Annotated in this window: 27 protein-coding genes; 5 read left to right on the top strand and 22 right to left on the bottom strand. The window is 62.6% G+C overall.

Features of this window, described 5'->3' with window-relative positions; translation table 11 throughout:
* Nucleotides 1–16 precede the first annotated feature (16 nt).
* The 3 genes from fghA to mbfA form a co-directional block, all read right to left on the bottom strand.
* Nucleotides 17–850, bottom strand: a complete 834-nt coding sequence (fghA, locus tag MK745_RS01225; RefSeq protein WP_243611453.1) for an S-formylglutathione hydrolase — start codon at nucleotides 848–850, stop codon at nucleotides 17–19.
* 86 nt (nucleotides 851–936) lie between these two features.
* Nucleotides 937–1,866 carry an AEC family transporter gene (locus tag MK745_RS01220; protein ID WP_243611452.1) on the bottom strand — a complete coding sequence of 310 codons (930 nt, stop codon included), beginning with the start codon at nucleotides 1,864–1,866 and terminating at the stop codon, nucleotides 937–939.
* 58 nt (nucleotides 1,867–1,924) lie between these two features.
* Entirely contained in the window at nucleotides 1,925–2,899 is a 975-nt protein-coding gene (mbfA, locus tag MK745_RS01215; protein WP_243611451.1) for an iron exporter MbfA, read from the bottom strand.
* A 136-nt stretch (nucleotides 2,900–3,035) separates the two neighbouring features.
* Between mbfA and MK745_RS01210 the strand changes: the two genes are divergently transcribed.
* Complete coding sequence (locus tag MK745_RS01210) at nucleotides 3,036–3,659, top strand: TetR/AcrR family transcriptional regulator (protein ID WP_243611450.1); 624 nt, start codon at nucleotides 3,036–3,038, stop codon at nucleotides 3,657–3,659.
* A gap of 33 nt (nucleotides 3,660–3,692) precedes the next feature.
* Here the strand turns inward: MK745_RS01210 and MK745_RS01205 are convergent, their stop codons facing one another.
* Together MK745_RS01205 and MK745_RS01200 are read right to left on the bottom strand one after the other, a co-directional pair.
* Nucleotides 3,693–4,433 carry an outer membrane protein gene (locus tag MK745_RS01205; RefSeq protein WP_243611449.1) on the bottom strand — a complete coding sequence of 247 codons (741 nt, stop codon included), beginning with the start codon at nucleotides 4,431–4,433 and terminating at the stop codon, nucleotides 3,693–3,695.
* 118 nt (nucleotides 4,434–4,551) lie between these two features.
* Nucleotides 4,552–5,418 (bottom strand): LysR family transcriptional regulator, encoded by an 867-nt coding sequence (locus tag MK745_RS01200; protein ID WP_279391694.1) that lies wholly within the window; start codon nucleotides 5,416–5,418, stop codon nucleotides 4,552–4,554.
* A gap of 155 nt (nucleotides 5,419–5,573) precedes the next feature.
* On the opposite strand from MK745_RS01200, the gene MK745_RS01195 reads away from it, so the two are divergent.
* On the top strand, nucleotides 5,574–6,215 hold the full coding sequence (locus MK745_RS01195) for an NAD(P)-dependent oxidoreductase (RefSeq protein ID WP_243611447.1): 642 nt from the start codon (nucleotides 5,574–5,576) through the stop codon (nucleotides 6,213–6,215).
* Here MK745_RS01195 and MK745_RS01190 read toward each other — a convergent pair.
* Nucleotides 6,193–6,906 carry an NYN domain-containing protein gene (locus MK745_RS01190; protein ID WP_243611446.1) on the bottom strand — a complete coding sequence of 238 codons (714 nt, stop codon included), beginning with the start codon at nucleotides 6,904–6,906 and terminating at the stop codon, nucleotides 6,193–6,195. The genes MK745_RS01195 and MK745_RS01190 overlap by 23 nt on opposite strands.
* A 73-nt stretch (nucleotides 6,907–6,979) precedes the next feature.
* A complete protein-coding gene (locus tag MK745_RS01185) occupies nucleotides 6,980–8,116 on the bottom strand; it encodes an S-(hydroxymethyl)glutathione dehydrogenase/class III alcohol dehydrogenase (RefSeq protein WP_243611445.1) in 1,137 nt (378 codons plus the stop codon).
* Between the two features lie 333 nt (nucleotides 8,117–8,449).
* Here MK745_RS01185 and MK745_RS01180 point away from each other — a divergent pair, with 333 nt between their 5' ends.
* Nucleotides 8,450–8,791 (top strand): DUF2794 domain-containing protein, encoded by a 342-nt coding sequence (locus MK745_RS01180; RefSeq protein ID WP_243611444.1) that lies wholly within the window; start codon nucleotides 8,450–8,452, stop codon nucleotides 8,789–8,791.
* 85 nt (nucleotides 8,792–8,876) lie between these two features.
* On the opposite strand, the gene MK745_RS01175 is transcribed toward MK745_RS01180, so the two are convergent.
* From MK745_RS01175 to MK745_RS01165, 3 genes are all read right to left on the bottom strand, one after another.
* The gene (locus MK745_RS01175; RefSeq protein WP_243611443.1) at nucleotides 8,877–9,659 is read right to left on the bottom strand and encodes an NlpC/P60 family protein; all 783 of its coding nucleotides are present in this window, start codon (nucleotides 9,657–9,659) and stop codon (nucleotides 8,877–8,879) included.
* Nucleotides 9,656–11,038, bottom strand: a complete 1,383-nt coding sequence (locus tag MK745_RS01170; RefSeq protein ID WP_243611442.1) for a leucyl aminopeptidase family protein — start codon at nucleotides 11,036–11,038, stop codon at nucleotides 9,656–9,658. Before MK745_RS01170 ends, MK745_RS01175 begins: the two co-directional genes overlap by 4 nt.
* Nucleotides 11,039–11,116: 78 nt before the next feature.
* Nucleotides 11,117–11,494, bottom strand: coding sequence for a hypothetical protein (locus tag MK745_RS01165; RefSeq protein ID WP_243611441.1), 378 nt, complete (start codon nucleotides 11,492–11,494; stop codon nucleotides 11,117–11,119).
* Nucleotides 11,495–11,642: 148 nt separating this feature from the next.
* Between MK745_RS01165 and MK745_RS01160 the strand changes: the two genes are divergently transcribed.
* A complete protein-coding gene (locus MK745_RS01160; RefSeq protein ID WP_243611440.1) occupies nucleotides 11,643–12,293 on the top strand; it encodes a carbonic anhydrase in 651 nt (216 codons plus the stop codon).
* A gap of 13 nt (nucleotides 12,294–12,306) precedes the next feature.
* On the opposite strand, the gene MK745_RS01155 is transcribed toward MK745_RS01160, so the two are convergent.
* From MK745_RS01155 to MK745_RS01110, 10 genes are all read right to left on the bottom strand, one after another.
* Nucleotides 12,307–12,615 (bottom strand): hypothetical protein, encoded by a 309-nt coding sequence (locus MK745_RS01155; protein WP_243611439.1) that lies wholly within the window; start codon nucleotides 12,613–12,615, stop codon nucleotides 12,307–12,309.
* A gap of 217 nt (nucleotides 12,616–12,832) precedes the next feature.
* Nucleotides 12,833–13,855: an aspartate-semialdehyde dehydrogenase gene (locus MK745_RS01150; protein ID WP_243611438.1), complete on the bottom strand. Its 1,023-nt coding sequence runs from the start codon at nucleotides 13,853–13,855 to the stop codon at nucleotides 12,833–12,835.
* Nucleotides 13,856–13,965: 110 nt separating this feature from the next.
* A complete protein-coding gene (locus MK745_RS01145; protein WP_243611437.1) occupies nucleotides 13,966–14,982 on the bottom strand; it encodes a glycosyltransferase family 4 protein in 1,017 nt (338 codons plus the stop codon).
* A 9-nt stretch (nucleotides 14,983–14,991) separates the two neighbouring features.
* Nucleotides 14,992–16,164, bottom strand: coding sequence for an MFS transporter (locus MK745_RS01140; protein WP_243611436.1), 1,173 nt, complete (start codon nucleotides 16,162–16,164; stop codon nucleotides 14,992–14,994).
* 131 nt (nucleotides 16,165–16,295) lie between these two features.
* Nucleotides 16,296–17,354, bottom strand: a complete 1,059-nt coding sequence (locus MK745_RS01135) for a branched-chain amino acid ABC transporter permease (protein WP_243611435.1) — start codon at nucleotides 17,352–17,354, stop codon at nucleotides 16,296–16,298.
* Nucleotides 17,355–17,364: 10 nt separating this feature from the next.
* The gene (locus tag MK745_RS01130; protein ID WP_243611434.1) at nucleotides 17,365–18,396 is read right to left on the bottom strand and encodes a branched-chain amino acid ABC transporter permease; all 1,032 of its coding nucleotides are present in this window, start codon (nucleotides 18,394–18,396) and stop codon (nucleotides 17,365–17,367) included.
* A gap of 46 nt (nucleotides 18,397–18,442) precedes the next feature.
* Complete coding sequence (locus tag MK745_RS01125) at nucleotides 18,443–19,168, bottom strand: ABC transporter ATP-binding protein (RefSeq protein WP_243611433.1); 726 nt, start codon at nucleotides 19,166–19,168, stop codon at nucleotides 18,443–18,445.
* Entirely contained in the window at nucleotides 19,161–19,925 is a 765-nt protein-coding gene (locus MK745_RS01120; protein ID WP_243611432.1) for an ABC transporter ATP-binding protein, read from the bottom strand. Before MK745_RS01120 ends, MK745_RS01125 begins: the two co-directional genes overlap by 8 nt.
* Nucleotides 19,926–20,001: 76 nt before the next feature.
* Nucleotides 20,002–21,177: a substrate-binding domain-containing protein gene (locus MK745_RS01115; RefSeq protein WP_243611431.1), complete on the bottom strand. Its 1,176-nt coding sequence runs from the start codon at nucleotides 21,175–21,177 to the stop codon at nucleotides 20,002–20,004.
* Between the two features lie 118 nt (nucleotides 21,178–21,295).
* Nucleotides 21,296–22,708 carry a pyridoxal phosphate-dependent decarboxylase family protein gene (locus MK745_RS01110; protein WP_243611430.1) on the bottom strand — a complete coding sequence of 471 codons (1,413 nt, stop codon included), beginning with the start codon at nucleotides 22,706–22,708 and terminating at the stop codon, nucleotides 21,296–21,298.
* A 118-nt stretch (nucleotides 22,709–22,826) separates the two neighbouring features.
* Here MK745_RS01110 and hpaR point away from each other — a divergent pair, with 118 nt between their 5' ends.
* The gene (hpaR, locus tag MK745_RS01105) at nucleotides 22,827–23,285 is read left to right on the top strand and encodes a homoprotocatechuate degradation operon regulator HpaR (RefSeq protein ID WP_243611429.1); all 459 of its coding nucleotides are present in this window, start codon (nucleotides 22,827–22,829) and stop codon (nucleotides 23,283–23,285) included.
* A gap of 25 nt (nucleotides 23,286–23,310) precedes the next feature.
* Here the strand turns inward: hpaR and MK745_RS01100 are convergent, their stop codons facing one another.
* Nucleotides 23,311–24,174 (bottom strand): PaaX family transcriptional regulator C-terminal domain-containing protein, encoded by an 864-nt coding sequence (locus MK745_RS01100; RefSeq protein WP_243611428.1) that lies wholly within the window; start codon nucleotides 24,172–24,174, stop codon nucleotides 23,311–23,313.
* 36 nt (nucleotides 24,175–24,210) lie between these two features.
* Complete coding sequence (paaZ, locus tag MK745_RS01095; protein WP_243611427.1) at nucleotides 24,211–26,241, bottom strand: phenylacetic acid degradation bifunctional protein PaaZ; 2,031 nt, start codon at nucleotides 26,239–26,241, stop codon at nucleotides 24,211–24,213.
* Nucleotides 26,242–26,308: the final 67 nt, after the last annotated feature.

Raw genomic sequence — 26,308 nt, 5'->3', positions numbered from 1 at the left:
GCTCCGGCGTCGGGGGTTAGTCTGCGTAGAGGGCTTCAGCGTGGAAGGCGATATGCTCTTCCATGAAGCTCGAGACGAAGAAATAGCTATGGTCATAGCCTTTCTGCATCCGGTGGGTGATTTCCTTACGACGCAGGGCGGCCGCAGAGGCCAGCGTTTCGGGGCGCAGAAGATCGAGGAACTGATCCTCTGTGCCTTGGTCGATGAGGACCGGGCCGTCAAAGCCCTTCTCGGTCATCAAGAGGGAGGCGTCATGGGCGGCCCATGTGCTCTCGTCGTCACCGAGATAGGCGGAAAGCTGTTTGCGGCCCCAGTCGGAGCCGGTCGGGTTGCAGATCGGCGCGAAGGCCGAGACCGAGCGGAACCGTCCCGGAAGCGACATGGCCATGGTGAGCGCGCCGTGGCCGCCCATTGAGTGGCCGGTGATCGCCTGTCGGGTCATGTCGAGGGGCAGGTTTTCCTGCAACATCGAGGGGAGATCTTCGGTGATGTAGTCCCACATGTTGAAGTGCTTGGCCCAGGGCTCTTGTGTGGCGTTGACGTAGAAGCCCGCGCCCTGACCGAGATCATAGGCGTCGTCGTCCGCAACACCTTCGCCGCGCGGAGAGGTGTCGGGGAAGACCAGCGCGATGCCCTGCTCGGCGGCCCATCCTTGGGCCGCGGCCTTGGTCATGGCGTTCTCGTGGGTGCAGGTCAGGCCGGAGAGATACCAGAGCACCGGGACCGCGCCGTATTGCGCCTCTTCCGGGAGGAAGAGCCCGAAGGTCATATCACAGCGGCAGGAATGGGAGTTGTGCTTGTAGACACCTTGCGTTCCACCGAACGCCTTGTTTTCGGAGAGGATTTCCATGGTTTATTTCCTTTTCGCTGACCTGACCCCACAAGGGCTATCGCAGCGGTGCGGAGCGGCGCAAGCAAAACCGCCCCATTATCTCCTCATAGCGTCGTTACCCATCCTATGATGAGGGAAACGGTCGCGATGCTGAGGACTGTGGAGAAGAGGATCGCCGCCGAGGCGCGGTGCGGGGCGACGTTATAGTGTTGGGCGAGCATATAGACATTGCCCGCGACAGGAAGCGCAGCAGCGGAAATGATGACCCCGGCGGAGTAGGTGTCCACGGGGAAGAGCCAGAGCGCGCCAATGGCGACAAAGAGCGGATGCAGGGCCAGTTTGCAGAAGGAGAGCCAGAGCGCGACATGGGCGCGCTCGGCGGATTTCGAGGCGAGCGAGGCACCGATGGCAAAGAGCGCTCCGGGGGTGGCGGCGCCGCCGAGGATGGCGAGGAATTCGTTCAGGGGGCCGGGGATCGGAATTTCCAGCGCCGACCATGCGAGGCCAAGCGTGATGGCGACGATCATAGGGTTCTTGAGCAGGCCCATACCGACGGTCTTGAGGATCGAGAGACGCAGGTGGCCTTCACGCGAGCCAGTGATGAGGATCACGATCAGCGAGGAAAAGACGATCAAATCGACCGCGAGGACGAGCATGACCGGGCCGATCGCCGCTTCGCCCAAGAGAAGGGCGAGCATCGGCACGCCTAGGAACCCCACATTGCCGATCACCGCGCATTGGGCCTCGATCGCTGTGGTGGCGACATCGAGCTTGCGTAGGAAGGCGATGGCGGAGGCGATGGCGTAGACGACTGCCGTGCCCCAGAGATAGGCGCCGACCAGTGTCCAGTCGAGCACCTCGGCCAGTGACAGGTTCGCGGCAAAGCGGAACAGCATCGCGGAGAGCGCGAAGTAGAAGACGAACTTGGTCAGGTAGCCCGTCGCCTCTTCGCTAAAGAAACGGGTGCGCCCGGCCCAGTAGCCTACGCCGATCACGGCAAAGAAGGGGAGCGTTTTGAGGAAGATCGCCAGCATGGGCGACTCGTAGCATCCCCGGCGGCGAGGTCAATTGTTTGTATGCAGCGCCTGCGCCCTAACCGCTGCCGATCAGGACACCGGCGGCGAAGACAAGCGCGCCGCCGAGCACGACCTGAAAGGCGGCGCGGAAGAAGGGCGTTTCCATGAATCGGTTCTGAATCCACGCGATGGCCCAAAGTTCGACGAAGACGATCAGGATGGCGATGGTCGTCGCGGTCCAGAAATCGGGGATCAGGTAGGGCAGGGCGTGGCCCAAGCCGCCGAGCGTCGTCATGATACCCGAGGCAAAGCCGCGTTTGATCGGAGAGCCACGGCCCGACAATTCGCCATCGTCGGAGGCGGCCTCGGTAAAGCCCATGGAGATGCCCGCCCCAACAGAGGCGGCGAGACCGACGAGGAAGGTTGTCCACGGGTCGTGGGTCGCGAAGGCGGTGGCAAAGATCGGGGCAAGGGTCGAGACGGAGCCGTCCATGAGGCCTGCGAGACCGGGTTGCACCCATGTCAGGAGGAATTGGCGTTTGGCCATCTCGTCTTCGGAGGCGCGGCAGTCGTCATCGAGGTGCGTGCGCTCGAGGTCTTGCGCGGCGTCCTGATGTCCGGCCTCGGCGGCGGCAAGATCGCCGAGAAGCGCGCGGGTGGTGGCATCGGTGCTGCGCTTGGCGGCGGCGAGGTAGAAGTGCTCGGCGTCCCGTTCCATCGCGGCGGCCTCGGTGCGAATACGTTCGATGCCAAGATTCTCGACGAGCCAGACGGGACGGCGGGCATAGAACCCGGCGACATGTTCGCGCCGGATCAGGGGGATCACTTGGCCAAAGCGGTCGGTATGAAGGTCGATCAGACGCTTACGGTGCTCGTCTTCCTCGGCTGCCATGCCGTCGAAGACCTTGGCCGTGGCCGGATAGTCGACGCGCAGGATCTCGGCATAAGAGCGATAAATGCGGGCATCGTCTTCTTCGGAGGAAATGGCGAGGGCGATGATCTCTTGTTCGGAAAGATCATTGAAATGGCGGCGTTGAGAGAAGAAACGCATATCGGAATCCGTCAGTTTAGAACGATTCTAAAATACGAATGCAGAGCGGGAATGCAAGGGGGGTTCTTGTCGAAACTGAACCGAACAGTTTATATTCGAAGTCTGGCGCGCAGAGCCACGTGCAAGGGGGGACGCGATGACCGTGCAAAAGCCCGAAATCCGCAAAGGGCGCAAATTCGATCAGGTTCTGGATGGGGCGCGGGATGTTTTCCTGCGCGACGGTTTCGAAGGCGCGAGCGTCGATGATATCGCACGCGCGGCGTCGGTTTCCAAGGCGACTCTCTATAGCTACTTCCCTGATAAATCAGCGCTTTTCATGGAGATGGCGCGGCTCGAGATGGCGGGGCAGGCAGAGCGCATGGCCTCCTGCCTTGACTTTAACGCCCCGCCCGAGACCGTGTTGCCGCAGGTCGGACGCGGCATGATGAGCTTTATGTTGACCGAGTTCGGACGGCGGGTCTTTCGCATCGCGGTCGCGGAATCGGATCGTTTTCCAGAGCTGGGCCGCAAGTTCTATGAGACCGGGCCTGCGTTTCTGCATGAAGGGTTGAAATGCTATCTCAAGGAGGCGGCGGCGCGCGGGGAAGTGCGGATCGAGGATTTCGACCTTGCTGCGAGCCAGTTCCCGGAGCTTTGCAAGGCCGATCTTTTCCCGCGTCTCGTTTTTGGTATGGACGAGGATTTCGGCGAAGCGGAGATAGAGCGCGTCCTGACGGGCGCGGTCGAGATGTTCATGGCGCGCTACGGCGCGGAACGGTGAGAGGCGGGTGTGCGGCCCGCCCCCGATGTGGTCTTAGAACCGGTAGGTCGCGCCGAAACGGAACATGCGGTAGGTGTTATCCACGATCGCACAGCCGGGCGCCAAGCAAGAGTTGACCACGTCATAGTCGATCAAGCCCGGATCATGCACTTGCAGGAATTCGCCGCGCACGGTCCATTTTTCGTTCAGCATGTATTCGAGACCGACGCCGTAGACCGCGCTTGTCACGCGGTTCGATGAGCCGGTGCCATTGATCGTCGCGGTGTATTCGGTGCTTGCGATACCAGCGGTGACGTAGGGCAGGAGATTGTCAACGGCATAGCCTGCGCGGACCCGGAGCGTCGCCATGTTCTCGATATCCGTCGTGCAGTTCGTGACGCAGTTGAATAGGCCGAAACTGGGCGATGTTGCGTCCATATTGCTCTTGGCGTAGTCGAATTCGATGCCGAGAACGATGTCGTTGGCCATCTGGTAGTTATAGCCAGCCATGATCCCGAAGACAGCGCCGCTTGGGTCGGTGCTGACTTGGTTCGCGACGGTCGGCGGGACGGAGCAATTCCCGGGGGCACTCTGGTCACAGTGGTTGGAATCGCCGTTGCCATGGCCGACAAACAGGCCGCCGTAGAAGCCGGTCCAGTTCACATCGGGTATCGAGGCAGTCGGGGCAGGGTCCGGCGTTGCGACGGTATAGCCGTCCGCCGAGACCATGCCGCCATTGGCGGCGGTGACTAAGGCGCAGGCCGTGGCGAGCGCGCGCATCTTTAGCGTTTTCATCGAATCCCCCTTTTTTTTCTAAGTTTACCATAGGTCATTTTGGCGCTTCGGTCACGGATTCCCTGCGATGAGCGGATATCTGGCGGGCTCCGGATGGGTTTCGGGGGGGTCGAACCCGTTAGGAGAGGGCGTCAGCGAGGAGGTCAAAGGTCATGCGAATACGGCGGCTTGTCTTCAATTCGCGATGCGCCACGAGCCAGACAGGGATGGTAAACGGCTCGATCTCCGTCAGGACCGGGCGCATGTCCGGGCATGCTTTGGCGACGCTTTCGTGCATGATCATCATGCCAAGCCCACTGCGCGCCAGTTCCCATGCGGCGAGTTGCGTTGACGCTGTGATGCGGAAGTTCGCGCGGGTGAGATCAAGCCCGAGCGGGCAGAGATAGCCGAGCATGCGGTCGGCATCGACAAAGCTCAGGAACTGGTGATGGGCGAGGGCGTCGGGGCGTGGGTCACCATGGGCTTTGAGATAAGACTCGCTTGCATAGAAGCGGAGCATTTCGTCCCGCAGGCGCCGCGTCACGAGGCCTGGTTGTTCGGGGCGCGCATGGCGGATTGCGATATCGGCTTCGCGCTGGACAAGATCCTTGACGCCGTTGTCGGCGATCACGTCGATCTCGAGCTGTGGAGCGGCACGGCGGAGCGATTTGAGGACCGGCGGCAAGAGATGCGCCGCGACCATGTCAGAGGCCGTGATGCGGACCTGTCCTTCGATGGATTGCGATTTTCCGGAGGCGGAGAGCGACACGAGGTTGGCACCGGCCTGCATCGCGCGGACATGCTCGACAAGTTCAATCCCGGCCTGCGTGAGATGGACAGAGCGGCCGGTGCGTTCAAACAGCGTCACGCCGAGCGCTGTCTCAAGGGCGGCAATCTGGCGGCTCACGGTGGGCTGCGTCTGGTTTAGGAGGCGCGCGGCGGCAGAGAGCGAACCCGCATCGGCTGCGGCAAGGAAGGTGCGGGCATGGTTCCAGTCGAAGGACATCACGGTCTCAGTCTTCTATTTGCGTATGCTAGGCAACAGATTTTCGAAATTTACTGTCGAAATCCGTATGTATTACGGTTTCGCTTGAAAGAGCAATGCGGCGCGGGGCCGGAGCATGGGCCGGACCCGCCACCAGAGAAAAGATCGGAACAGATATGAAGCTTGTCATTCTTGGCGCCAATGGGCGCACGGGGCGTCTTGTCTTGCGGCGGGCGTTGGACGAGGGAGCAGAAGTGACGGCGGTCGTGCGCTCCGTCGCCAAATGGCCGCGAGAGACGGACCCGAGGCTTAGCGTCGTGATCGGAGACCCGTGCGATGCGCGGTTCCTGCGGAAAGTCCTGCACGGGCAGGACGCGGTGATCTCGACCCTTGGGGGACGCAGCCCGACACGCAAGGCGGCGTCGGTCTATCCAGACTCGGCAGAGGCGATTGCAGAGGCGGCATGGGACGCCGGGGTCAGGAAGGTGGCTGTGACCTCGACCGCCCTTCTTTTCCCGGCGCGCGGATTGGCGGACCGGATTCTTGGTCTCATCGCGTGGCCGGTTGTTCTCGCGGCGCGCAAGATGGAGCGGACGCTGTTTTCCACAGGCCTTGACGTGGTGGTGGCGCGCTGTGGGTTCCTGACGGATGCGGAGACATCGGTTTATCGCGCGAAACACGACGCGCTGCCCGAAAAGGGGCGGTCGGTTACGCGTAAGGCGCTTGCGCATTTCCTTGTCGATAGCGTTTGCCGCGGATGGGCCGGGCATGACGTTGTTGGGGTTTCGGGCCCGATCAGTCGACGCGCCGCACCATGAGTTGATTGCCGGTCTTGCGGGTCTCGAAGCGCTTGAGGCTTTTCACGAGGTCCGAGAGTTTCTTGTGCCCGTAGGAACGGGTGTCGAAATCGGAATGTTCGGCGGTGATATATTGGCCAAGGGGGCCGAGCGCATACCATTCATCGTCCTGTTCGATCTTCTCCATCGCAGAGAGGATGAGCGGGATCGCCTCGGTCACCGGACGTTTGCCGGATTTCGCGGGGGCGCCGGATTTCTCGGGCGTGGGTTCGTCGACGATATTCTCGATCAGGATAAAGCGATTGCAGACGTTGCGCAGCGATTCCGGGGTCTTGCCTTCGCCGATGCCGATCACGTCGAGCCCCTGTTCGCGGATGCGGTTGGCGAGCGCGGTAAAGTCGCTATCGGAGGAGACCAGCACGAAACCGTCGAAACGCCCGGTGTGCAGGATGTCCATGGCGTCGATCACGAGGCCGATGTCCGAGGCGTTCTTGCCTTTGGTGTTGGCCGATTCCTGATGCGCGACAAGCCCGTGTTCGCGCACCGTTTCCGCCCAGCCGCGAAGCTGGCCGGAGGACCAGTCGCCATAGACCCGGCGCAGGGCGGGTTCGCCCACGGAGGTGATCTCCTTAAGGATCGGCCCGGCGTATTTCGCGGGGATGTTGTCGGCGTCGATCAGAACGGCATAAAGCGGGCGGTCACGGTTGGGCATGGAAGTCCTTGCAACAAAGAAGGGCGCGCCAAGATCAGCGCGCCCTGTTCGGTCGAGTATATGGTCTCGGGCCTTAGAATTCCACCACGGCGCGGATGGATTTGCCCTCGTGCATGAGGTCGAAGCCGTGGTTGATCTCGTCCAGCGTGAGCTTGTGCGTGATCATCGGGTCGATCTCGATCTTGCCGTCCATGTACCAATCGACGAATTTCGGCACGTCGGTGCGGCCCTTGGCACCGCCGAAGGCCGTGCCTTTCCAGACGCGGCCCGTGACGAGTTGGAATGGGCGGGTGGAGATTTCGGCGCCCGCCGGGGCGACACCGATGATGACCGACACACCCCAGCCGCGATGCGAGCATTCGAGCGCATCGCGCATGACTTGCACGTTGCCTGTCGCGTCGAAGGAATAGTCGACGCCGCCGAATTGGTCTTTGTCGGTCTTGGTCAGTTCGATGATCGCTTCGGTGACAGATTGGCCCTCGGGGAGTTTGGAGGGGTTCACGAAGTCGGTCATGCCGAACTTGCGCGCCATCTCTGCCTTGTCGTCGTTGAGGTCGACGCCGATGATCTTGTCCGCGCCCGCCATGCGCAGGCCTTGGATCACGTTGAGACCGATGCCGCCGAGGCCGAAGACCGCCGCCGAGGAGCCGATTTCGACGCCTGCGGTATTGATGACCGCGCCGATACCCGTCGTCACGCCGCAGCCGATATAGCAGATCTTGTCGAAGGGCGCGTCATCGCGCACCTTGGCGAGCGCGATCTCGGGCATCACGGTGTGGTTGGCGAAGGTCGAGCAGCCCATGTAGTGATAGATCGGGGTGCCATCGAGCATGGAAAAGCGCGTTGTGCCATCGGGCATGAGGCCCTGGCCTTGGGTGCCACGAATGGCGGTGCAGAGGTTGGTCTTGCCAGACAAGCACGCATGACATTCGCGGCATTCCGGCGTGTAGAGCGGAATCACGTGATCGCCGGGTTTCAGCGTGGTGACGCCTTCACCGACTTCAAGAACGATGCCGGCCCCTTCGTGGCCGAGGATCGAGGGGAAAAGCCCCTCGGGGTCGGCGCCGGAGCGGGTAAATTCATCCGTGTGGCAAAGGCCGGTGGCCTTGACCTCGATCAGCACCTCGCCGGCCTTCGGGCCTTCGAGGTTCACGTCCATGATTTCAAGCGGTTTTCCAGCCTCAAGGGCGACGGCGGCACGGGTGCGCATGGGGGAGTCCTCCTGTTACTTTCGGGGAGAGTAGAGGCAGGTGCCGTGGCCGTGCAAGGGGAAGCGCGTCGTCCTGCGGACCATTTGCGGCACGAGGCGCGAGACCGGCAGGCAGGCTATGGTGAAAAGAGGCGGAAATAGGCCCTCCGACGACACAGACTGGGTGGGGGCAAATGCGCTGCGTCGCCGGAGGTAGCGTTATCTTTCGCTATGATGCCAATATTGCCCCGGCCTTGGGCAGTAAGAGGGAAAGCCGGTGACCTTTTGCAGAAGAATTTGAGGCGAAACGGGGGCGGGGTTGATTTTTCCTCCAAGCGGCGCAACTCTGGGGATATGAACGCGCCCCCAACCTCGCCATTTGCCGCAGTCGCCCCGACGCAGGTCTCTTTTCACCGCACGGAGCTCAATGTCATCCTGTCGCTCTATGGGCGCATGGTCGCGGCCGGGGAATGGCGCGACTACGGGATTTCGAACCTGCGCGATGTCGCGGTCTTTTCTGTGTTTCGCCGCACGGCTGAGCATCCGCTCTACCAGATCGAGAAACGTCCGAAGCTGCGCGCCAAACAGGGGATGTACGCCGTGATCGGCATGGATGGACAGATCCTCAAACGCGGACATGATCTCAAGACCGTGCTCAGAGTGCTCGAGCGGAAATTGATCCGCGCGGTCGATTAGCACAGCCTCAGCCGCCTTTGCGGGCGACCTCGGAGATTTCATGCCTCCGGCGGGGATATTTTCAGCAAGAGAAAGAGACGGGCGCTCAGAGGCGTCTATGCGCGGTGACCGGGCCGTCGCCTTGGGACGCGATCCGTGCAATCGCGGCGTCGATGCCCTCAACGGCTACGGCCATGGCATGGGCGTTGGCGTGGATCAGGGTTTTCGGGGTCAGCACCAGAGCGACATGGCCTTTCCAGAAGAGGAGGTCGTTGCGCAGATAGGGCGTGCCGTCAGGAAGCGCCTCACCCAGATCTGCGGCCTGCAGATCGCTATCGCCGGGGCAGGGATGGCCACAGGCGAGGAAGGCGGTCTGAACGAGGCCGGAGCAGTCAATGCCGAAGCGGGAATTGCCCCCCCAGAGGTAAGGCGTGCCGATGAACCTCTCGGCGATCGCGGCGGGGTCGGTTTCGAGGCTGTCGATGGGGCGCAGGTGTTGCGCCGGGATGTGGCCGTATTCCGTTTCGCAGAAACTGCCTGAGGTGGCGATGACGGCGACGCGGCTTGCGAAGCTGAGCGAAAGGCGGTTGGGGGATTTAAGGTCCGGCGCGGCATAGGCATGGCTCGCGGGGGCCGAGATCTTGTGCGTTGGCGGGCTCTCAGGGCCGAGCGCGGCAGCATTGACGAAGCCGTGGTAGCCATCCTTCTCGGTTCGGATATGGGCGGTGTCCTCGCGTTGTCCGAGGATCGTGACGGCCTCGCCCATGAGGAGTTGGCGATCCCGGGGGCCGTGGGGACGCGCGAGAAGGTCCACCACGGGCAGGCAGATGCGCGCCGGCGTCTCGCCTGTGGCCCAGTCCGGGTTCGGTGTCAGGCGACGATCGCTCACAGGTTCAAGAGCTCGGGCAGCGCGGCGAGAAGGGCGCGCGCGCCCATGCCCGTGCCGCCTTTGGATCGGCCCGGCGCCGGGGTCGGGTTCCAGCCGTAGATGTCGAAATGGGTATAGCGCGGGTTGCTGGTGAACCGGCGCAGAAAGAGCGCGGCGGTGATCGAGCCAGCAAACCCGCCGGAGGGCGCGTTGTCGAGATCGGCGATGCCGGGTTCGATCATTTTTTCGTAAGGTTCCCAGAAGGGCATGCGCCAGACCGGATCGGAGACCTCGGAGGCAACCGAGGACAGGGCGGCGGCGAGGGTGTCGTCATCGGTATAGAAGGGCGAGAGGTCCGGGCCGACGGCGACGCGCGCCGCGCCGGTCAGCGTCGCCATGGAGAGCAGGAGATCGGGGTCGTCCTCGTCCGCCAAGGTCAGGGCATCGGCGAGGACAAGGCGGCCTTCGGCGTCGGTATTGTTGATCTCGACGGTCAGGCCCTTGCGCGACGTCAGGATGTCACCGGGGCGGAAGGCGTTGCCGGAGACGGCGTTTTCGACCGCCGGGATCAGGACACGGAGGCGCAGGGGCAGGTTGAGGGCCATGATCATGCGCGCAAGACCAAGCACCGTGGCCGCGCCGCCCATGTCCTTTTTCATCAGCGCCATGGAATTGCCGGGCTTGAGGTTGAGACCGCCCGTGTCAAAACAGACCCCTTTGCCGACAAGCGTCAGTTGCGGGCCGGATGTGCCCCAGCGCATGTCGATCAGGCGCGGCGCAGCCGTGGCGGCGCGACCGACGGCATGGATCATCGGCAGGTTGTTGGCCAGAAGCGCGTCGCCTGTTGTCACCGTGAGTGTCGCGTCAAAGGCCGTGGCGAGGTCACGGCAGGCCGCCTCGAGCGCATCGGGGCCCATGTCGGAGGCGGGTGTGTTGATGAGGTCGCGGGTCAGCGCCTCGGCATTGGCGATGGCCTCGATCCGGACGGCGTCGAGGCCTTCGGGGCAGACCAACGCGGCGCCGTCGCCGGGTTGCGAGGTGTAACGGTCAAAGCGATAGCCCGTCAGAAGCCAACCCAGCGCTTCGGTCTCGAGATCGCCAGCCGGGAGCGGCGTGGCAAGTCGATAGGTGCCTTTGGGCAAGGAGGCGGCAGCCGCAGCAAGCGGGAAGCGGCCACGCGCGCGCGCCCGCGCATCGCCAAATCCGGCCACGGCCATCACCGGGGCGCCATCCGGGCCGGGCAGGAGTGCGGATTTGCCTATGCCCGGTTTGAAATCACCCGCCGCGAGCCAGGCTTGATGAGCCGGGGTTTGTGCCGCGCACCAGCCGTCATAGCCGTCGCTATCAACGAGGTGCAGAGGCAGGGCGTCCTCACTGTCGGGGGCAAAACTCAGGGGCATGATAGGCCTTTCGCGTCGATCCTGTTTGCCCGTAGCCTAGCGCGCCGGGGCGGACCTGCAAGCGGGAAGGCGCGTCGCTCAGCGTGGCAGGCCCTGAAGATCGCAGATTTCGCGCAAGGAGCCTTCGCCGATCCGCAAGAGGCGCGCGGTGGTTGCCGCGGTGGCCACGGTGTCGCACGATTCGAGACAGGCCAGTACATCGTCGGCCACCATCGTCAGGGTATCGAGGCCGATCTGGTCGCTGATGCCGATGAGCGATCGGGTGCAGCGCGTCATCTCATCCAGAGCGGCGCTGGCATGCGTGCGCGCAATGTGTTCGAGGCGTACCGCCGCCTCCTCAATTGCGCGGGTCAGGATCGAGCGCGTTGTCTCTTCTCCCAACTGGCGATTCAGTTGATGGACCCGGTCATGATTGACATAGACCGGTTCCCGCATTTTCAGAACGGATACGTGCATTTCTCTCACCCACAATCAGCCCCCACGGCAAATCGCAGGATGCGGGGCAAACCCTTCCCAAAAGGTTTCCCTGAAACGCGTTTTTCTCTCGAAATCTGCGCAAATTGCGCTTATTTCCATTCGAACGCTGAGATTTACAGGAGATCAGATGAAACACGCAAAGCCTTTGCCGTCTTACCTTGTGCAACGCTATCAGGGTTGGAAAGCGACGACTTATTCCGACAACAAGTCGTGGTACCGCCACCTCGGAATCCTCGGGCAACACCCGCGGGCGATGATCATCTCCTGTTGCGATAGCCGGGTCCATGTCACGTCGATCTTCGGAGCGGATCAGGGAGAGTTCTTTATCCACCGCAACATCGCCAATCTCGTGCCGCCCTATGAGCCGGATGGCAATCGCCACGGGACCTCGGCGGCGATCGAATACGCGGTGACGGCACTTCAGGTGGCGCATCTGATCGTGCTTGGCCATTCGAAATGCGGCGGGGTGCAGGGCTGCATCGATATGTGCGAGGGCAATGCCCCGGCGCTTGAAGCCAAGGAGAGCTTTGTCGGGCGGTGGATGGACACGCTGCGCCCGAGCTATGAGAAGGTCGCCGGGATCAAGGACCAAGCCGAGAAGTCGCGGGCCTTTGAGAAGGAAGCGGTGCTTGTATCGCTTGAGAACCTGATGAGCTTTCCCTTTGTGCAAGACCGCGTGGCGAGCGGCGACCTGACACTGCACGGGCTTTGGCACAATATCGCGGAAGGCGGTCTTGAGGCTTATGACCCGGAGATGGGAGCCTTTCTCGAGGTTTAAGCCAGTTGCCGGCTTATGCGTCAGCGAAACGACGTTCGAGCGCGTAGGCCGACACGCCCAAAGCCTCGAGGGTGCAGATCTCGACACGGCTGTGGCAATCCCGCAGGACAATCCCGGCATTGCTCTTGGCGAGGTAGAACCCCTTTTGCGCGAGGCGTCGCTTCAATCCGTTGAGGGAATTTGACGCGTCGAACTCGGGCAGAAGGCTGGCGCGGAGCCACACGCGGGTTTCGGTGTCCATGCGCCGTGCGATACGGGCGCTGGCCCATGCCGATTGTTGGCTCTCGTCGTCTACCACAGGCGTTGCGCTGGCGATTGTCATCTCTTGGTAGATGGCTTTGGTCCTCTCGGCGGGTTCCGCTATGTCCCGAGAGGTAGCGCAGAGAGATGGCCTTTTCGCGCCCCGAAAACGGATATGCGGTGTCCCGAGCGGAGCGTCTCATATCCGAAAGCGTAGGGTTCGTTCCTGTGAGGCAGGCGGCAAGAGAAAGGGGCGCCACGCATGACGCCCCCTTCAAAACAGAAATGGTTGGCTTGGATCAGCCCTTCTTGAGGACTTCGCGACCGAGCGTTTCGGCGATTTGCACCGCGTTCAACGCGGCACCCTTGCGCAGGTTGTCGGAGACACACCAAAGGTTGATGCCGTTGTCGATGGTCGAATCCTGACGGATGCGCGAGATGAAGGTGGCGAAATCGCCGACGCATTCCTTGGGCGTCACGTAGCCGCCGTCTTCGCGCTTGTCGATGACCATGATGCCCGGCGCTTCGCGCAGGATATCGCGGGCTTCGTCCTCGTCGAGGAACTCTTCGAATTCGATATTCACGGCTTCGGAGTGGCCCACAAAGACCGGGACGCGCACGCAGGTTGCGGTCACCTTGATCGCCGGGTCGATGATCTTCTTGGTTTCGGCGACCATCTTCCATTCTTCCTTGGTCGAGCCGTCTTCCATGAAGACGTCGATATGGGGAATGACGTTGAAGGCGATGTCTTTCGGGTAGACCTTGCGCTCATAATCGTCGGTCGGATTGTAGGCGGCCTTGGTTTGGTCCCAGAGCTCGTCGATGGCGTCCTTGCCCGAGCCGGAGACCGATTGATAGGTCGAGACCACGACGCGCTTGATCTTGGCGCGGTCATGCAGCGGCTTCAGCGCGACAACCATCTGCGCGGTCGAGCAGTTGGGGTTGGCGATGATGTTCTTCTTGGAATAGCCGTGGATCGCATCGGCGTTACATTCCGGCACGATGAGCGGCACGTCCGGGTCGTAGCGGTAGAGCGACGAGTTGTCGATCACCACACAGCCCGCCGCAGCGGCGATGGGGGCGTATTTCTTGGTCGCGTCAGAGCCGATCGCGAACAGCGCCATGTCCCACCCCGAGAAATCGAACTGTTCGATGTCTTGGGTTTTGAGGGTTTTGTCGCCGAACGTGACCTCGGTGCCGAGCGAACGGCGGCTAGCAAGTGCGGCGATTTCATCCACCGGGAACTGGCGCTCGGCCAGAATGTTCAGCATTTCGCGGCCCACATTGCCCGTGGCGCCTGCGACGACGACGCGATAACCCATTGTGTCTCTCCAAAGTTTCAGACGCGCCCTCATACCGTCGATTCCCCAAAGAAAAAAGGGCAAAGCGCGCCTTTTTCGTGATGGGGGTCATTTCGGGGTGCGATGAGCGGCTAGGCGTCGTCCAGCAGATCGCGATAGAGCGCCACGAGGGCGTCGGCCTCTCGGTTGAGGCCGAACTCGGCGATGACACGGGTGCGCCCGGCGCGCCCCATGGCCGGGAGATCACGCGCCAGCATGGTTGAGATAGCTCCGGTCAGGGCGTCGGTCTCGTCCTTGGGCACGATCATGCCGCAGTCCTGTGAGACGAAATCGGCGAAGGCGCCGACATTCGTTGCCACAACGGGCACGCCAGAGGAAAGCGCCTCGAGCGGGGTCAGCCCGAATCCCTCGAGGAGCGAGGGCGCAACATAGAGCGAGAGCGCGCGGTAGGCAGCGGGCATCGCGGGAAGGGGGAGTTCGTCCTTGAACAGGATGCGATCTTCGAGCCCGGCGTCGCGGATACGGGATTTGAGCGTTTCGCCATAGTCGGCATTGTCGGGGGTTATCCGGCCCATGATGACGGCGCTGAACTCCGGGTGATCCGGAAGGAGGCGGCACATGGCTTCGACGAAATGATGCGTGCCTTTCATTGGCCGGACACGGCCGAAACAGCCGATGAGCTTTTGGCCGCCGGTGCCATAGTCATGTGGCGTACCGGGGGCGAAATGCGTCGTGTCGACACCGTGGGGGATGATCTCGCACGGGCCGGGCATCACCTCGGCATTGACGGGGGTTGTCGCGACGAGCGCGTCGCAGCGCCGGGTCATCCAGTTGGTCAGCCCGCCGCGTTTGCGCGGCGAGGATGAGGTAAAGACAAGGCGCAGGCGCATCAGGCCGAGGCTACGCAAGAAGATGCCGAGCAGGAGTTCGTTGTTGCGGCGGGCGTGCCAGACGCGCAGGCGGCGCTTGAGGAAAGGGAGTTTCCAGAGTGGGACGGCGGGCAGGCCTGGCGGAAGGCCGGTGCCCGCTGTGACAATGCCGATCTTACGCGCCTGCAGGGGGACGAGCGCGATCACCGTGGCCGTCACGCCCGAGAGGCGGCGGTTCAGGTTGGGCGCGATCACGGCGATGTCCTTTGGCGCGGTCATAGGGTGGCCTTAGTCGGTGCGGTCCTGAGACAAGAGATAGACCGCAAGCCCTGCGACAAGCAATGCACCGAAGAGAAGGAAGAGCGTCTGGTAGGCGAGAGCGGGATCGGTTGCGGAGAGGGATGTGTGCAGGCGGCCTGAGGCGAATTGCATGATCCCGACACCGCCGATGCCAAAGAGGTTCATCAGCGTGACGCCGCGCCCGGTGAGGTGAGAGGGGAAGAAGCTCCGGGCATGGGCGATGATGACCGGGAAAGACGCCCCGAAAAAGCCGATCGCGGCCATGAGGACGACCGAGAGCCAGACCGAGGCCGACAGCGCGAAGGCGAGCCAGAAAAGCGCAATGGCCGCGATCAGATTGCCACCGAAGACGACCCATTTGCGGGTCTTGAAGAGGCGGTCTGCCGGGCCATAGGCGAGGGTTCCTGCGATCATCGCCAACCCCATGACGAGGGAGGCTGTGCCGATCTGGCCGGTGGAAAGGGCGAAGGTGTCCGACAGATACGGCCCAATCCAGAGGCCGCGAATACCAGCGGCGGCCATGTAGTTCACGAACATGACCGGGAAAATGAACCAAAGGGCGCGGATCTTTAGCAAATCTAGGAGCGAGCCTTTCTGGGCCGCGGCGTCGCGTTCGGGATCGCGGATCAGGATGTAGAGCCCGACGGCCGTCAGCGACGATAGTGCGGCAAGGCCGACCAGCGACAGGCGCCAGCCGATGAGTTCGGACGCAAGCGCCATCGGATAGGAGGCGACGAGGTTGCCGACGGTGCCGACCCCGAGCATCAGCGCGGCAAGCGTCGCAAACCGGGCAGGGGGGTAGGAGGTTGCGAAAATGTAATAGGAGGCCATGAGAACGGGGGAGCAGCCGACCCCGATCAGACCCATGGCGAGCGTGACATGGGCAGGCGTTGTCGCGACCGAAAAAAGGAGCGCGCCGCCGCCCCCGCCCACAAGCAGGAGCGAGGCCGCGGTGCGGCGCGGGCCGATCTTGTCGAGCGCGGCGCCTACGGGAACCTGCATTGCGGCGAAGACGAGGAACCAGATGCCGGAGGCAAAGGCAAGGTCTTCGGGCGTAGTGCCAATATCGGCTTCCAGTGCCTTGGTCAGAACCGCCAGGAAGGCACGGAAAAACTGGCTCAGCACATAGGCGAAGCACAACAGGATCAGGTCTGGGCGCATGCGGGTTTCCTCCTGCGCAGGACATGATCCCATGGCGCGGGGAAAGGCAAGGGGGAGGGGGCGTTGCCCCCTCTTGGGCCGCTGGCCCAATTCACCCCCAAGGTATTTTCACCAAAAAGAAATCTTGGATGTCATTTGCCGCTGCGCAAGCGTCCGACGATCCCGGTCGGGAAGAAATAGACCGAGAGAATGAACAGCACACCGAGCCATAGGAGCCAGCGGTCGGCATTGAGCAGATCGGGCAGGATCGGCAGCCCCTGAAGCGCGTCGGCGGCGGTGCCCATGAGATTCTGGAGGTAGTTCTGGGCGAGGATAAAGATCGTCGCGCCGATCACCGCGCCATACATCGTGCCCATACCGCCAATCACCACCATCAGGAGGATGTCGATCATGATCTCCATCGAGAGCGATGTATCCGGGCCGACATAGCGCAGCCAGATCGCGTAGAGCGCCCCGGCGAGAGCCGCGATGGCCGCCGAGAGGCAGGTTGCGGCGACGCGGTAGTGCACCACCCGATAGCCGATCGCTTCGGCACGGAAATCGTTCTCGCGGATGGCGAGGAGGACGCGGCCAAAGGGCGAATGCACGATGCGCAGCATCACCAGGAACAGCACCAGAGAGCCGCCGAAGATCAGGTAGTATTTCAGTAGCTTGCCGTTCATCTTGACCCCGAAAAGCTCGCCATCGGCGAATTTGAAGGCGGGGCCAAGCTCGCGGGGGATCTTGTAGGAGAGGCCATCTTCGCCGCCCGTGAGGCCCGAGAGCTGGGACACGAGGACCGCGACGGCGGAGGCGACGGCAAGGGTAATCATCGCAAAGAAGATTGCCCGTACCCGGAGCGAAAACAGGCCAATGATGAAGGCGAGGATCGCGGCGAGGAGCGCGCCGGAGACCGCGCCGACAAAAAGCGCGTCAAAGCCGCGCCCCATATGCGTCGAGGCGAGCGCCACGCCATAGGCGCCGAGGCCGAAGAACATGGTGTGGGCGAAGCTCACGATGCCGCCATAGCCGAGCATCAGGTCATAGGAGGCGACCAGCACGATAAAGACACAGATCCTTGCGGCGGTGTCGATGGACCGCACACCCGGAAACAGGAACGGTGCAAAGGCGAGGCCGATGAGGATCGCGATGAGGATCACCGCGAGGACGGGGCTTCGGGGCATGTCGCCGGAGAGGAGTTTGGTCAGCATCTGTCTTTCCTCACTTCGCCTTGACCACGGGGATCATGCCCATGGGACGCCACATCAGGATCGCGACCATCAGGCCGATATTGGAGATCAGCGCCACTTTTGGCTCGAGGAAGGCCACGTAGTTTTGCAACAGGCCCACGAGGAGCGCGCCGATGAAGCAGCCCTCGACCGAGCCGAGGCCGCCGATGATCACCACGATGAAGATCAGGATCATGGATTGGTTGCCCATATGGGCGGTGATGACTTCCTGGTAGAGTCCCCAGAGGACGCCGCCGAGACCGGCCAGTGCAGAGCCTGCGAGAAAGACGCCGATAAAGACGAGACGCAGGCGATAGCCGAGCGCCTCGACCATTTCGCCGTTCTCGACGCCAGCCCGCACGATCAGGCCGATCTTGGTGCGGCGCAGGATCCAGCGCATGGCGAGGAAGACGACCGCGCCGATGCCGACGGCGACGAGGCGGTATTTCTCGAGCGCGGCACCGAAGAAGGTCACGGCGCCTTTGAGGGCTTCGGGGCGGGTGATGTAGATTTCTTCCGGCCCCCAGAAGACGATGATGAGCTGTTCCACGACGATCAGCCCGCCCATGGTCACGAGGATCTGTTTGAGGTGGTGGCCGTAGACGGGTTTGACGATCACCTTTTCAAAGGCCCAGCCCATGAGGGCCGTGGCTGCCATGGCCCCGATGATGGCGACCATCATGGCGGTGAGGTTGAGGGCCAGAGAGGGGGCGCCTGTCATGTTCTCCAAGAGGAGCAGGAAAGAGACCCCAACGAAGGCCCCGACCGAGACAAAGGCACCGTGGCCGAAGTTGATCACGTCCATGAGGCCGAAGACCAGGGTCAGGCCGGAGGCCATGATGAAGATCATCATGCCCATAGCGAGGCCGGACACTGTCAGCGTGAGCCAGCTCGAGGTCGAGGGAATGGCGATGAGACCGAGCAGCATCAGCACCACCACCAACAAGACGGGAGCGTATGGTGCGAGGCGCTGCGAGAGGCTCGCGGCGGCCATGGTCGGGGTGTGATCGGGGGCGGCGCTCATGGGCATGGCTCCTGTCGGTTGAATGCGAGGTGACGGAACGCAGGGATCATTGGTGCGCCTCCAGGCTGAGGCCCATGAGGCGTTCCTGAAGTTCGGCATCTGTCGCGAGTTGTTTCATCTCGCCGGACCATGTCATGCGGCCGTCGTCCATTACGTTGGCGCTGTCGCCCAGGGCGCGGGCGACCGAGAAGTTCTGTTCCACGAGGAGGATCGACGCGCCTTGGTCTTTCAACTCGCGCAGGGCGCGGGCCATGGTCGAGATGATCGCGGGCGCGAGGCCCTTGGTCGGCTCGTCGATGAGGTAGAGGCGGCGCTCTTCGATCATCGCGCGGGCGATGGTGAGCATCTGTTTCTGACCACCCGAGAGCGTGCCTGCGTCCTTCTTCCAGAAGGTCTTGAGCGCGGGAAAGACAGAGAACAACCAATCCAACCGTGCGCTGTCGATGGGACCGGAGACGGCGGCAAGGACCATGTTTTCCTCGACCGTGAGGTCCGAGAAAATACCCATGTCCTCGGGCACGAAGCCAATGCCAAGCCGCGCGATGGCGGGGGTCGGCAGGCGCGAGATGTCCTCGCCGTCAAAGAGGATTTCGCCCGCGTGGTTGCGCCAGTGGCCGATGATCGTGCGCAGGGTCGTCGTCTTGCCGACGCCATTGCGCCCGAGGAGCATCGTCACTTGTCCGCGCGGAACAACTAGGTCGACGCCTTGCAGGATATGATACTGGGCGATGTTGGTGTTGACGCCCGAGAGTTTGAGGATCGGGTCAGACATCGGTCAGCTCCTTGCCCATATAGGCCTCTTGTACCACGTCGGAGGCGATCACCTCGGCGGGGTCGCCATCGGCGGCGAGGGCGCCGTTGTGCAGCACGATGATGCGGTCGGCGAGAGTGCGGATCACGTCCATCTTGTGCTCGACAAGGAGGATGGAGCGGTCTTTGCGGTGTTTCAACTCGGCGATAAGGTCGAGGACCACAGGGGCCTCGTCGACACTCATCCCGGCGGTGGGTTCGTCGAACATGTAGACAAGCGGGTCGAGCGCAATCAGGAGCGCGACTTCGAGTTTGCGTTGGTCGCCATGCGAGAGTTCGGAGACGATCTGGTCGGCCTGGTCGCGCAGGCGGACGCGCTCGACGATCTCGAGGGCGGGAATGGTGAGGTCATCGTGGCTTGAGGCCATGGAGAACATGTTGAAACCACGCCCGGCCTTGGATTGGATCACGAGGCGGACGTTTTCCAGAACATTGAGGTTCGGGAAGAGGTTCGTGAGCTGGAAGGCCCGGCCGATGCCGTGGTGTGTGCGCTGGGCGACGGACATGCGCGAGATGTCGCGGCCATTGAGCGTCACCGAACCCTGACTCGCCGGGATCTGGCCCGAGATCAGGTTGAAATAGGTGGTCTTGCCTGCGCCGTTCGGGCCAACGATTGCCGTCAGTTCACCGGTGTTGAAGCGGCAGGAGATGCGATCCACCGCCACGTGGCCGCCAAAGCGCACGGTCAGGTCGCGGGTTTCGAGAATGGGATGGGACATGGGGCTTGGTTTCCGCGTGCGGGAAAAGAACAGCCCGGCGGCGAGGGATGCCGCCGGGCCATGATGGTGTCAGGATTTACTGATTGCGGATCGGGATCGGCAGTTCGTCGATGGTCAGTTCCTTGACCAGCTCCGGGATCGCCCATTCCACATCGTCATCCACGCGGATCTTGAAGTGATACATGGATTGCATCGCCTGATGGTCCTCGGCGCGGAATTTCATGGTGCCCTTCGGGGTCTCCCATTCCATGCCTTCCATGGCCGAGATCAGGTCTTCGGTATCCGTGCCGCCCGCTTTCTTGATCGCTTCGACCGCTGCAAGGCCTGCGGCCATGCCACCTGCGGTGAAGAAATCCGGCGGGGAGTCAAAACGCTCGAAATGCGTCTTCACGAGCCAGTCGTTGATCGGGTTTTGCGGGATCTCATAGTAGTAGTAGGTCGCGCCTTCCATGCCGGGGAAGTCCTTGTAGGCCTTCATCGCGGCGAGGATGTTGCCCCCGGTTGCGATCTCGATGCCAAAGCGGGACGGGTCCATCGCGTTGATCTTGCCCATCGGGTTGCCGCCACCGGCCCAGATGATGAAGAGCTTTTTCGGCCCGTCGAGATCCTTCATGGCGTTGAAGATACGCTCGGCTGCGGCGGTGAAGTCGGTGGTGTCGGTGGGCGCGTATTCTTCGTGCGTCACCGAGGAACCGACGCTTTCAAGCGCTTCCTTGAACGCGGCGATGCCGTCGCGGCCAAAGGCATAATCCTGCGCCAGCGTGGCGATATGTGCGCCGCCGCTGCTCAGGGCGATGGCGTTGGAGACGGCGTCTTGCGACGAGTTGCGGCCCGTGCGGAAGATGTAGCGGTTCCAGTTATCACCAGTGATCGAGTCGGCCACGGCGGGCTCGACGATCAGGATCTTCTCGTATTCCTCGGCCACGGGCAGCATGGCGAGGGCCACGCCCGAGCTTACCGGACCGATTGCGAGATCGACCTCGTCATCGCCATAGGCCTCTTCGAGGAGCGCCTTGCCGTTGTCGGGCTTCAGCTGGGTGTCTTTTTCGATCACGACGATCTTTTCGCCGTTGATCTCCATGGTGCCGCCGGTCGCGTATTCGAGACCGAGCATGAGACCGTCATGGCTTTGCTTGGCGTAGGCCTCGTAGGGGCCGGTCTTGCCATAGACATGAGCGATCTTGATATCGGCAAAGGCCGCACTGGTCATGGCAAGCGCCGAGACCATGCCGCCGAGCAGCATCTTCTTCATTTGATTTCCTCCCTTATGCCGGGGCCGGATTTGGCCCTTTATGCATTGTCAAAACAGTAGGAGGCAGGGGGCTAATCGGTCAATTGAGTGAAAATACCTATATCGGATATGCGTCCTTTCAGGCCATGTTGCGCGCGATCTCACAGATGACGTCAAAGGCCGAGTCGATATCCTCTTTCGTGGCGTCGACCTGACCTGCCTGAAAGCGGATCACAAGGGCGCCACCAACGCGTGTCTGGGTCAGGTAAATGCGTCCGTCATCGTTGATCGCATCGACGAGCCGTTGGTTCAGTGCGTCAAGGTCGCCCGCGCCCTTGGGGGCATAGCGGAAGGTGAAGAGCGACAGGACAGGCGCGGTCACGATCTCGAAATCGGGTTCGGCGGCGAGGCGGGTGTGAAGCTCTTCGGCCCATGTCACATGGTTGCGGATCATCACCTGCAACCCTTCGAGACCGTATGTGCGCAGCACGAACCAGATCTTCAGCGCCCGAAAACGGCGACCAAGGGGCACAGACCATTCCGAGTAGTTGATAATCCCGTCATGGCCGTGCGTCTTGAGGTACTCCGGCTTGATCGCCAGCGTGCGCACGAGGTCTTCGGGATTGCGGACGAAATGCGCGGAGCAGTCGAACTGCATCCCGAGCCATTTATGTGGGTTGAAGACGACCGAATCCGCTTTGTCGACCCCGTTCCAAAGTGTGCGGAACTCGGGGCAGATCATAGCCGCCCCGGCCCAAGCGGCATCGACATGGGTATAGAGGTCGTATTTTGCGGCCACATCGCAGGTCGCGGAAATGTCGTCGCAAGCGCCGGTGCCTGTGCCGCCGACACAGGCGATGATGCCGGCAGGTTTGAGACCAGCGGCAATGTCCTCGGCAATGGCGGCGTCGAGCGCGGCGACGTCCATGGCGCGGGTTGGGCCGGTGGTTGGGATGCGGCGTAGGTTGGCGGCCCCGATGCCGGAGATCCAGATCGCGCGGTCGATCGAAGTATGGACTTCGTCCGAGCAATAGACCCGGAGTGTGTCGAGACCCGAGAGGCCCGTCTCATTGCCTTGCCAGCCGAGGGCGCGTTCGCGCATCGTCAGCACGGCGGCGAGTGTTGCGGTCGAGGCGCTGTCCTGAATGACGCCGGTGAAATGCGGCGCGAGGCCGATCCCGTCGCGCAGCCATTCGAGCATGCGGGTTTCCATCTCGGTCGCCGCTGGAGAGGTCTGCCACAGCATGCATTGCGGCGCGATCACGGTCGCGAGGTAATCGGCAAGCATCGAGGGTGGGGTCGCGTTCGCGGGGAAATAGGCAAAGAAGCGGGGATGTTGCCAATGGGTCAGGCCGGGCATGACGATGCGTTCGAAATCGGCAAAGACCTCTTCCATCGCGCCGCCTTTCTTCGGCGGGGTCGCGGGGAGCTGGGCAAGGATGTCGCCGGGGGCGACCTGAGCCCGCACGGGCCGGTCGCGCAGTGTCTCGTGATACTGGCGCGCCCAGTCGGAAATCCGGGCGCCCCAGGTGGCGAATTCGCTCCATTTCATCACTGCTCTCCTGTCTTTGCTACCTATTGCGCCCGATAGGTGCGGCTCTTGCGCGCGCTCGGCGGCGGATTGGTCGCTTTTTGTTGCCCTCTGAGGGGTTGCGGTGCATGAATATCGCATGACGACGACACAATCCAAGACCCTTACAAACCGGTCTTTGCCCATTGCCCTTCTGCGCGCCCGCGAGCGCGTTATGATGCCGATCCGCGGGATGCTGGCCGATGCCGGGGTGACAGAACAGCAATGGCGGGTGTTGCGTGTGCTTGACGAGGAAGGGCCGCTCGATCCGACGACCATCGCCTCGCGAGCTGTGCTATTGCTCCCGAGCCTGACGCGAATCCTGCAGAAGCTTGAGGAAAAAGGCCTCGTGTCACGTCGGCGGGATGATCATGATCGGCGTCGACAGGTGATCGACATCACAGTGGATGGCCGCAATATCATCGACGCGAACATGGCGACGAGCCGCCGCATCCTCACCGATATGCGCGAGCGTCTTGGGGCGGAGCGACATGAAATCCTGATCGAGCTTCTGGCCGAGTTGACCGAACTTGATCTTGAAAAAGACCACGGCGCCTGATCCGAGCCATTTTCCCAGACATGCCTTAGCCGTTTCTTTGCGTCTCTTCCAAGCGATCGAGCGCAGGGCGCGGTAGGGCTGCGAGCGCGGTCATGACCTTGTCGCGACAGGCTGCGCCGCGCCAATGCGCCGGGAAGAACATCGCGGGCAGGTCAGGATGTGCGAGCAAGGCGCGGCGCCAATTGTGCACGATCACCACCCGCAAGATCGCTGTCTCCAATGGTGAGATCTGCGCTGGCTTGGTGATCTGCGGAAGTGCAGCGTCGAGGGCCGTTTCCAGCGCTTGGTAGGCGGCGGCGAGGTCGGGCGGGCCGATCTTGTCACGGAGCCAGTCCGGCACCTGTTGCGGTAGGCCTTCGATCACGAGGAAGTCGGGGGCGTCCGAGGGGGCGGCGCCGCGCGCGAGGTAGGCGCCGGGCGCGACCGGGACGTAGCCGCGACCGCGCCAGACCCTCTCGGCCTCGCTTCGTTGCGCGGCGGGGCCGGGCTCGCCAAGCAAGAGGTGCCATGGGCCAGCCTCCTCGGCGTGGTGGGTTTCGGCATAGATGCGCGGGCTTGCGGCGTCGCTTTCGGTCAGGCCGTGAGCGGTCAGGCTATAGCGGCTCGTGCGGCCCTGACGCTCGGAGGCAATCCAGCCGTCATTGCGCAACCGATGAAGCGCGACGCGCACGGCCTCGGGCTTGATCCCCATTGGCTCGGTCAGGCGAGACAGAAGCGAGCCGCTGATGCGGTCGCCGGGGCGACGCGCCAGATCGCCAAAGATCGTTACCAAGATGGACCAGACCATCTGGTTGCGGTTGTAGGTCAGGATATCGAGGCTCTTGTCGAACCATGTCTCGGAACTGTCGCGCATGGGTGGATTATACTTGGCGCGAAAGGGTTTGGCCATGCGGCACCCTCTCGCGCGAGGGTGCCGCAGGCGGGATCAATAGGCGTTCATGGTCAGGAGTTCATACTCCGCGACCTTCTCGTCGTCCTGATTGGTGAGGGTGACGTGCCAGCGCACCTCGCCATACTCGTCATTGCGGCGGGTCTTCTTCTTGACCGTGAGGCGAACCTTGATCGCATCGCCCGCCGAAACGGGCTTCATGAAACGCAGGTTGTCGAGGCCGGTATTGGCGAGGACCGGGCCTTCGTTCGGCTCTACAAAGAGACCGGCAGCGAAGGACAGGAGCAGGTAGCCATGCGCCACGCGGCCCGGGAAGAACGGGTTGCGCTTGGCCGCGTCTTCGTCGGTATGGGCGTAGAAGGTATCGCCGGTGAACTCGGCGAAATGCTCAATATCTTCGAGGCTGACGGTGCGCGGATCGGTGTGGATCGTCTCGCCAATGGAGAGGTCGTGGAAGCGGCGGGTGAAGGGATGGGCCTCGGCCTTGATCTCCTGCGCCTCTGGCACCCAGACGTCGGCAATGGCCGAGAGGATATCGGGAGAGCCTTGGATGGCGGTGCGCTGCATGTAGTGCATGACGCCACGCACGCCGCCCATTTCCTCGCCACCACCGGCGCGACCGGGGCCGCCATGCACCATGTGCGGCAGGGGCGAGCCGTGGCCTGTCGATTCCTTCATAGAATCGCGGTTGTTGAAATAGAGGCGACCGTGGAACGCCCCTGCGCCAAGGGCGACTTCGCGGGCGACGGTCGGATCATGGGTGATGACCGAGGCGACAAGCGAGCCTTCGCCGCGATTGGCCAGTGCGATGGCGTGTTCGAGGTCACGGTAGCCCATCACGGTCGAGACCGGGCCGAAGGCTTCGGTGTCATGCACATGTGTGGCGCGGTCTGGGTCGGCACAATGGAAGAGCATTGGCGGCAGGAAGGCACCGGCGTCGCGATCTGCGCCTTCGACGGCGAAATTCTCGGGGTCACCGAAGACGCGTTCCGCCTCTTGGCCGATGAGGGCGGCCTTGGCGAGCACGTCGCGTTTCTGATCCAGCGAGACCAGCGCGCCCATGCGGGTCGATTCGAGGCGGGGATCGCCGATGGTGGTCTTGGCGAGGCGCGCGGAAAGGGCTTCGATCACGGCGGGGACGGTATTTTCCGGCGCGATGATACGGCGAATGGCGGTGCATTTCTGCCCGGCCTTGGCGGTCATTTCGCGCTGGACCTCTTTCACGAAGAGATCGAATTCCGGCGTGCCGGGGCCGGCGTCGGGGCCGAGGATCGAGGCGTTGAGGCTATCCTGCTCCGCAACGAAACGGACCGAGTTCTCAAGGATATGCGGGTTCCGACGCAGTTTGAGGGCGGTGTCAGCGGAGCCGGTAAAGCTCACCACGTCCTGACAGGTCAGGCGATCGAGCATGTCGCCAAGGCCGCCCGTCACCAGTTGCAGCGCGCCCTCCGGCAGGATGCCCGAGTCGAGCATCAGTTTCACCGCGAGTTCGGTCACGTAGCAGGAATTGGTCGCCGGTTTCACGATCGCCGGAACGCCCGCGAGAATCGTCGGGGCGAGTTTCTCGAGCATCCCCCAGACCGGGAAGTTGAAGGCGTTGATATGCACCGCGACGCCATGCAGGGGGGTGCAGATATGCTGGCCAAGGAAGGTGCCGTTGCGCGAAAGCTGTTCCACGTCGCCATCGACATAGACCTGTCCGTCAGGCATTTCGCGGCGCCCCTTGGAGGCGAAGACGAAGAGCGTGCCGATGCCGCCGTCGATGTCGATCAGGTGATCGCTTTGGGTCGCGCCGGTGCTGAAGGAGAGGTCATAGAGCGCTTGTTTATGCGCACCGAGATGGGCCGCGAGGGCCTTGAGCATGCGGGCGCGGTCGTGAAACCCGAGCGCACGCAGGGCGGGGCCGCCGACGTTGCGGGCATGGTCGAGCATGGCCTGTACGTCGAGCGCCTCATTGCCAGCAGAAGCAAAGGGCGCGCCAGTGATGGCGCTATGAATGGTGCGCGCACCAGAGCCGGGGGCAATCCATTGCCCGGCGGCAAAGCTCGAAATCTGTTCGATGGTCATCGTCTTTCTCCTCCAGAAAGGCCGGTGTGAGTGGTTGATGCTATTTATTGACCAACCGTTCGGTTTA

This window comes from Shimia aestuarii, assembly GCF_022814865.1.
In the GTDB taxonomy this organism is placed as follows: Bacteria; Pseudomonadota; Alphaproteobacteria; order Rhodobacterales; family Rhodobacteraceae; genus Shimia; species Shimia aestuarii_A.
This window is presented reverse-complemented; position numbering and strand designations above follow the sequence as displayed.

What these genes read in the sequence shown, in the direction of transcription:
- fghA (WP_243611453.1), bottom strand. Translation starts at nt 850, where the DNA reads ATGGAAATCCTCTCCGAAAACAAGGCGTTCGGTGGAACGCAAGGTGTC.
- MK745_RS01220 (WP_243611452.1), bottom strand. Translation starts at nt 1,866, where the DNA reads ATGCTGGCGATCTTCCTCAAAACGCTCCCCTTCTTTGCCGTGATCGGC.
- mbfA (WP_243611451.1), bottom strand. Translation starts at nt 2,899, where the DNA reads ATGCGTTTCTTCTCTCAACGCCGCCATTTCAATGATCTTTCCGAACAA.
- MK745_RS01210 (WP_243611450.1), top strand. Translation starts at nt 3,036, where the DNA reads ATGACCGTGCAAAAGCCCGAAATCCGCAAAGGGCGCAAATTCGATCAG.
- MK745_RS01205 (WP_243611449.1), bottom strand. Translation starts at nt 4,433, where the DNA reads ATGAAAACGCTAAAGATGCGCGCGCTCGCCACGGCCTGCGCCTTAGTC.
- MK745_RS01200 (WP_279391694.1), bottom strand. Translation starts at nt 5,418, where the DNA reads ATGTCCTTCGACTGGAACCATGCCCGCACCTTCCTTGCCGCAGCCGAT.
- MK745_RS01195 (WP_243611447.1), top strand. Translation starts at nt 5,574, where the DNA reads ATGAAGCTTGTCATTCTTGGCGCCAATGGGCGCACGGGGCGTCTTGTC.
- MK745_RS01190 (WP_243611446.1), bottom strand. Translation starts at nt 6,906, where the DNA reads ATGCCCAACCGTGACCGCCCGCTTTATGCCGTTCTGATCGACGCCGAC.
- MK745_RS01185 (WP_243611445.1), bottom strand. Translation starts at nt 8,116, where the DNA reads ATGCGCACCCGTGCCGCCGTCGCCCTTGAGGCTGGAAAACCGCTTGAA.
- MK745_RS01180 (WP_243611444.1), top strand. Translation starts at nt 8,450, where the DNA reads ATGAACGCGCCCCCAACCTCGCCATTTGCCGCAGTCGCCCCGACGCAG.
- MK745_RS01170 (WP_243611442.1), bottom strand. Translation starts at nt 11,038, where the DNA reads ATGCCCCTGAGTTTTGCCCCCGACAGTGAGGACGCCCTGCCTCTGCAC.
- MK745_RS01165 (WP_243611441.1), bottom strand. Translation starts at nt 11,494, where the DNA reads ATGCACGTATCCGTTCTGAAAATGCGGGAACCGGTCTATGTCAATCAT.
- MK745_RS01160 (WP_243611440.1), top strand. Translation starts at nt 11,643, where the DNA reads ATGAAACACGCAAAGCCTTTGCCGTCTTACCTTGTGCAACGCTATCAG.
- MK745_RS01155 (WP_243611439.1), bottom strand. Translation starts at nt 12,615, where the DNA reads ATGACAATCGCCAGCGCAACGCCTGTGGTAGACGACGAGAGCCAACAA.
- MK745_RS01150 (WP_243611438.1), bottom strand. Translation starts at nt 13,855, where the DNA reads ATGGGTTATCGCGTCGTCGTCGCAGGCGCCACGGGCAATGTGGGCCGC.
- MK745_RS01145 (WP_243611437.1), bottom strand. Translation starts at nt 14,982, where the DNA reads ATGACCGCGCCAAAGGACATCGCCGTGATCGCGCCCAACCTGAACCGC.
- MK745_RS01140 (WP_243611436.1), bottom strand. Translation starts at nt 16,164, where the DNA reads ATGCGCCCAGACCTGATCCTGTTGTGCTTCGCCTATGTGCTGAGCCAG.
- MK745_RS01135 (WP_243611435.1), bottom strand. Translation starts at nt 17,354, where the DNA reads ATGCTGACCAAACTCCTCTCCGGCGACATGCCCCGAAGCCCCGTCCTC.
- MK745_RS01130 (WP_243611434.1), bottom strand. Translation starts at nt 18,396, where the DNA reads ATGAGCGCCGCCCCCGATCACACCCCGACCATGGCCGCCGCGAGCCTC.
- MK745_RS01125 (WP_243611433.1), bottom strand. Translation starts at nt 19,168, where the DNA reads ATGTCTGACCCGATCCTCAAACTCTCGGGCGTCAACACCAACATCGCC.
- MK745_RS01120 (WP_243611432.1), bottom strand. Translation starts at nt 19,925, where the DNA reads ATGTCCCATCCCATTCTCGAAACCCGCGACCTGACCGTGCGCTTTGGC.
- MK745_RS01115 (WP_243611431.1), bottom strand. Translation starts at nt 21,177, where the DNA reads ATGAAGAAGATGCTGCTCGGCGGCATGGTCTCGGCGCTTGCCATGACC.
- MK745_RS01110 (WP_243611430.1), bottom strand. Translation starts at nt 22,708, where the DNA reads ATGAAATGGAGCGAATTCGCCACCTGGGGCGCCCGGATTTCCGACTGG.
- hpaR (WP_243611429.1), top strand. Translation starts at nt 22,827, where the DNA reads ATGACGACGACACAATCCAAGACCCTTACAAACCGGTCTTTGCCCATT.
- MK745_RS01100 (WP_243611428.1), bottom strand. Translation starts at nt 24,174, where the DNA reads ATGGCCAAACCCTTTCGCGCCAAGTATAATCCACCCATGCGCGACAGT.
- paaZ (WP_243611427.1), bottom strand. Translation starts at nt 26,241, where the DNA reads ATGACCATCGAACAGATTTCGAGCTTTGCCGCCGGGCAATGGATTGCC.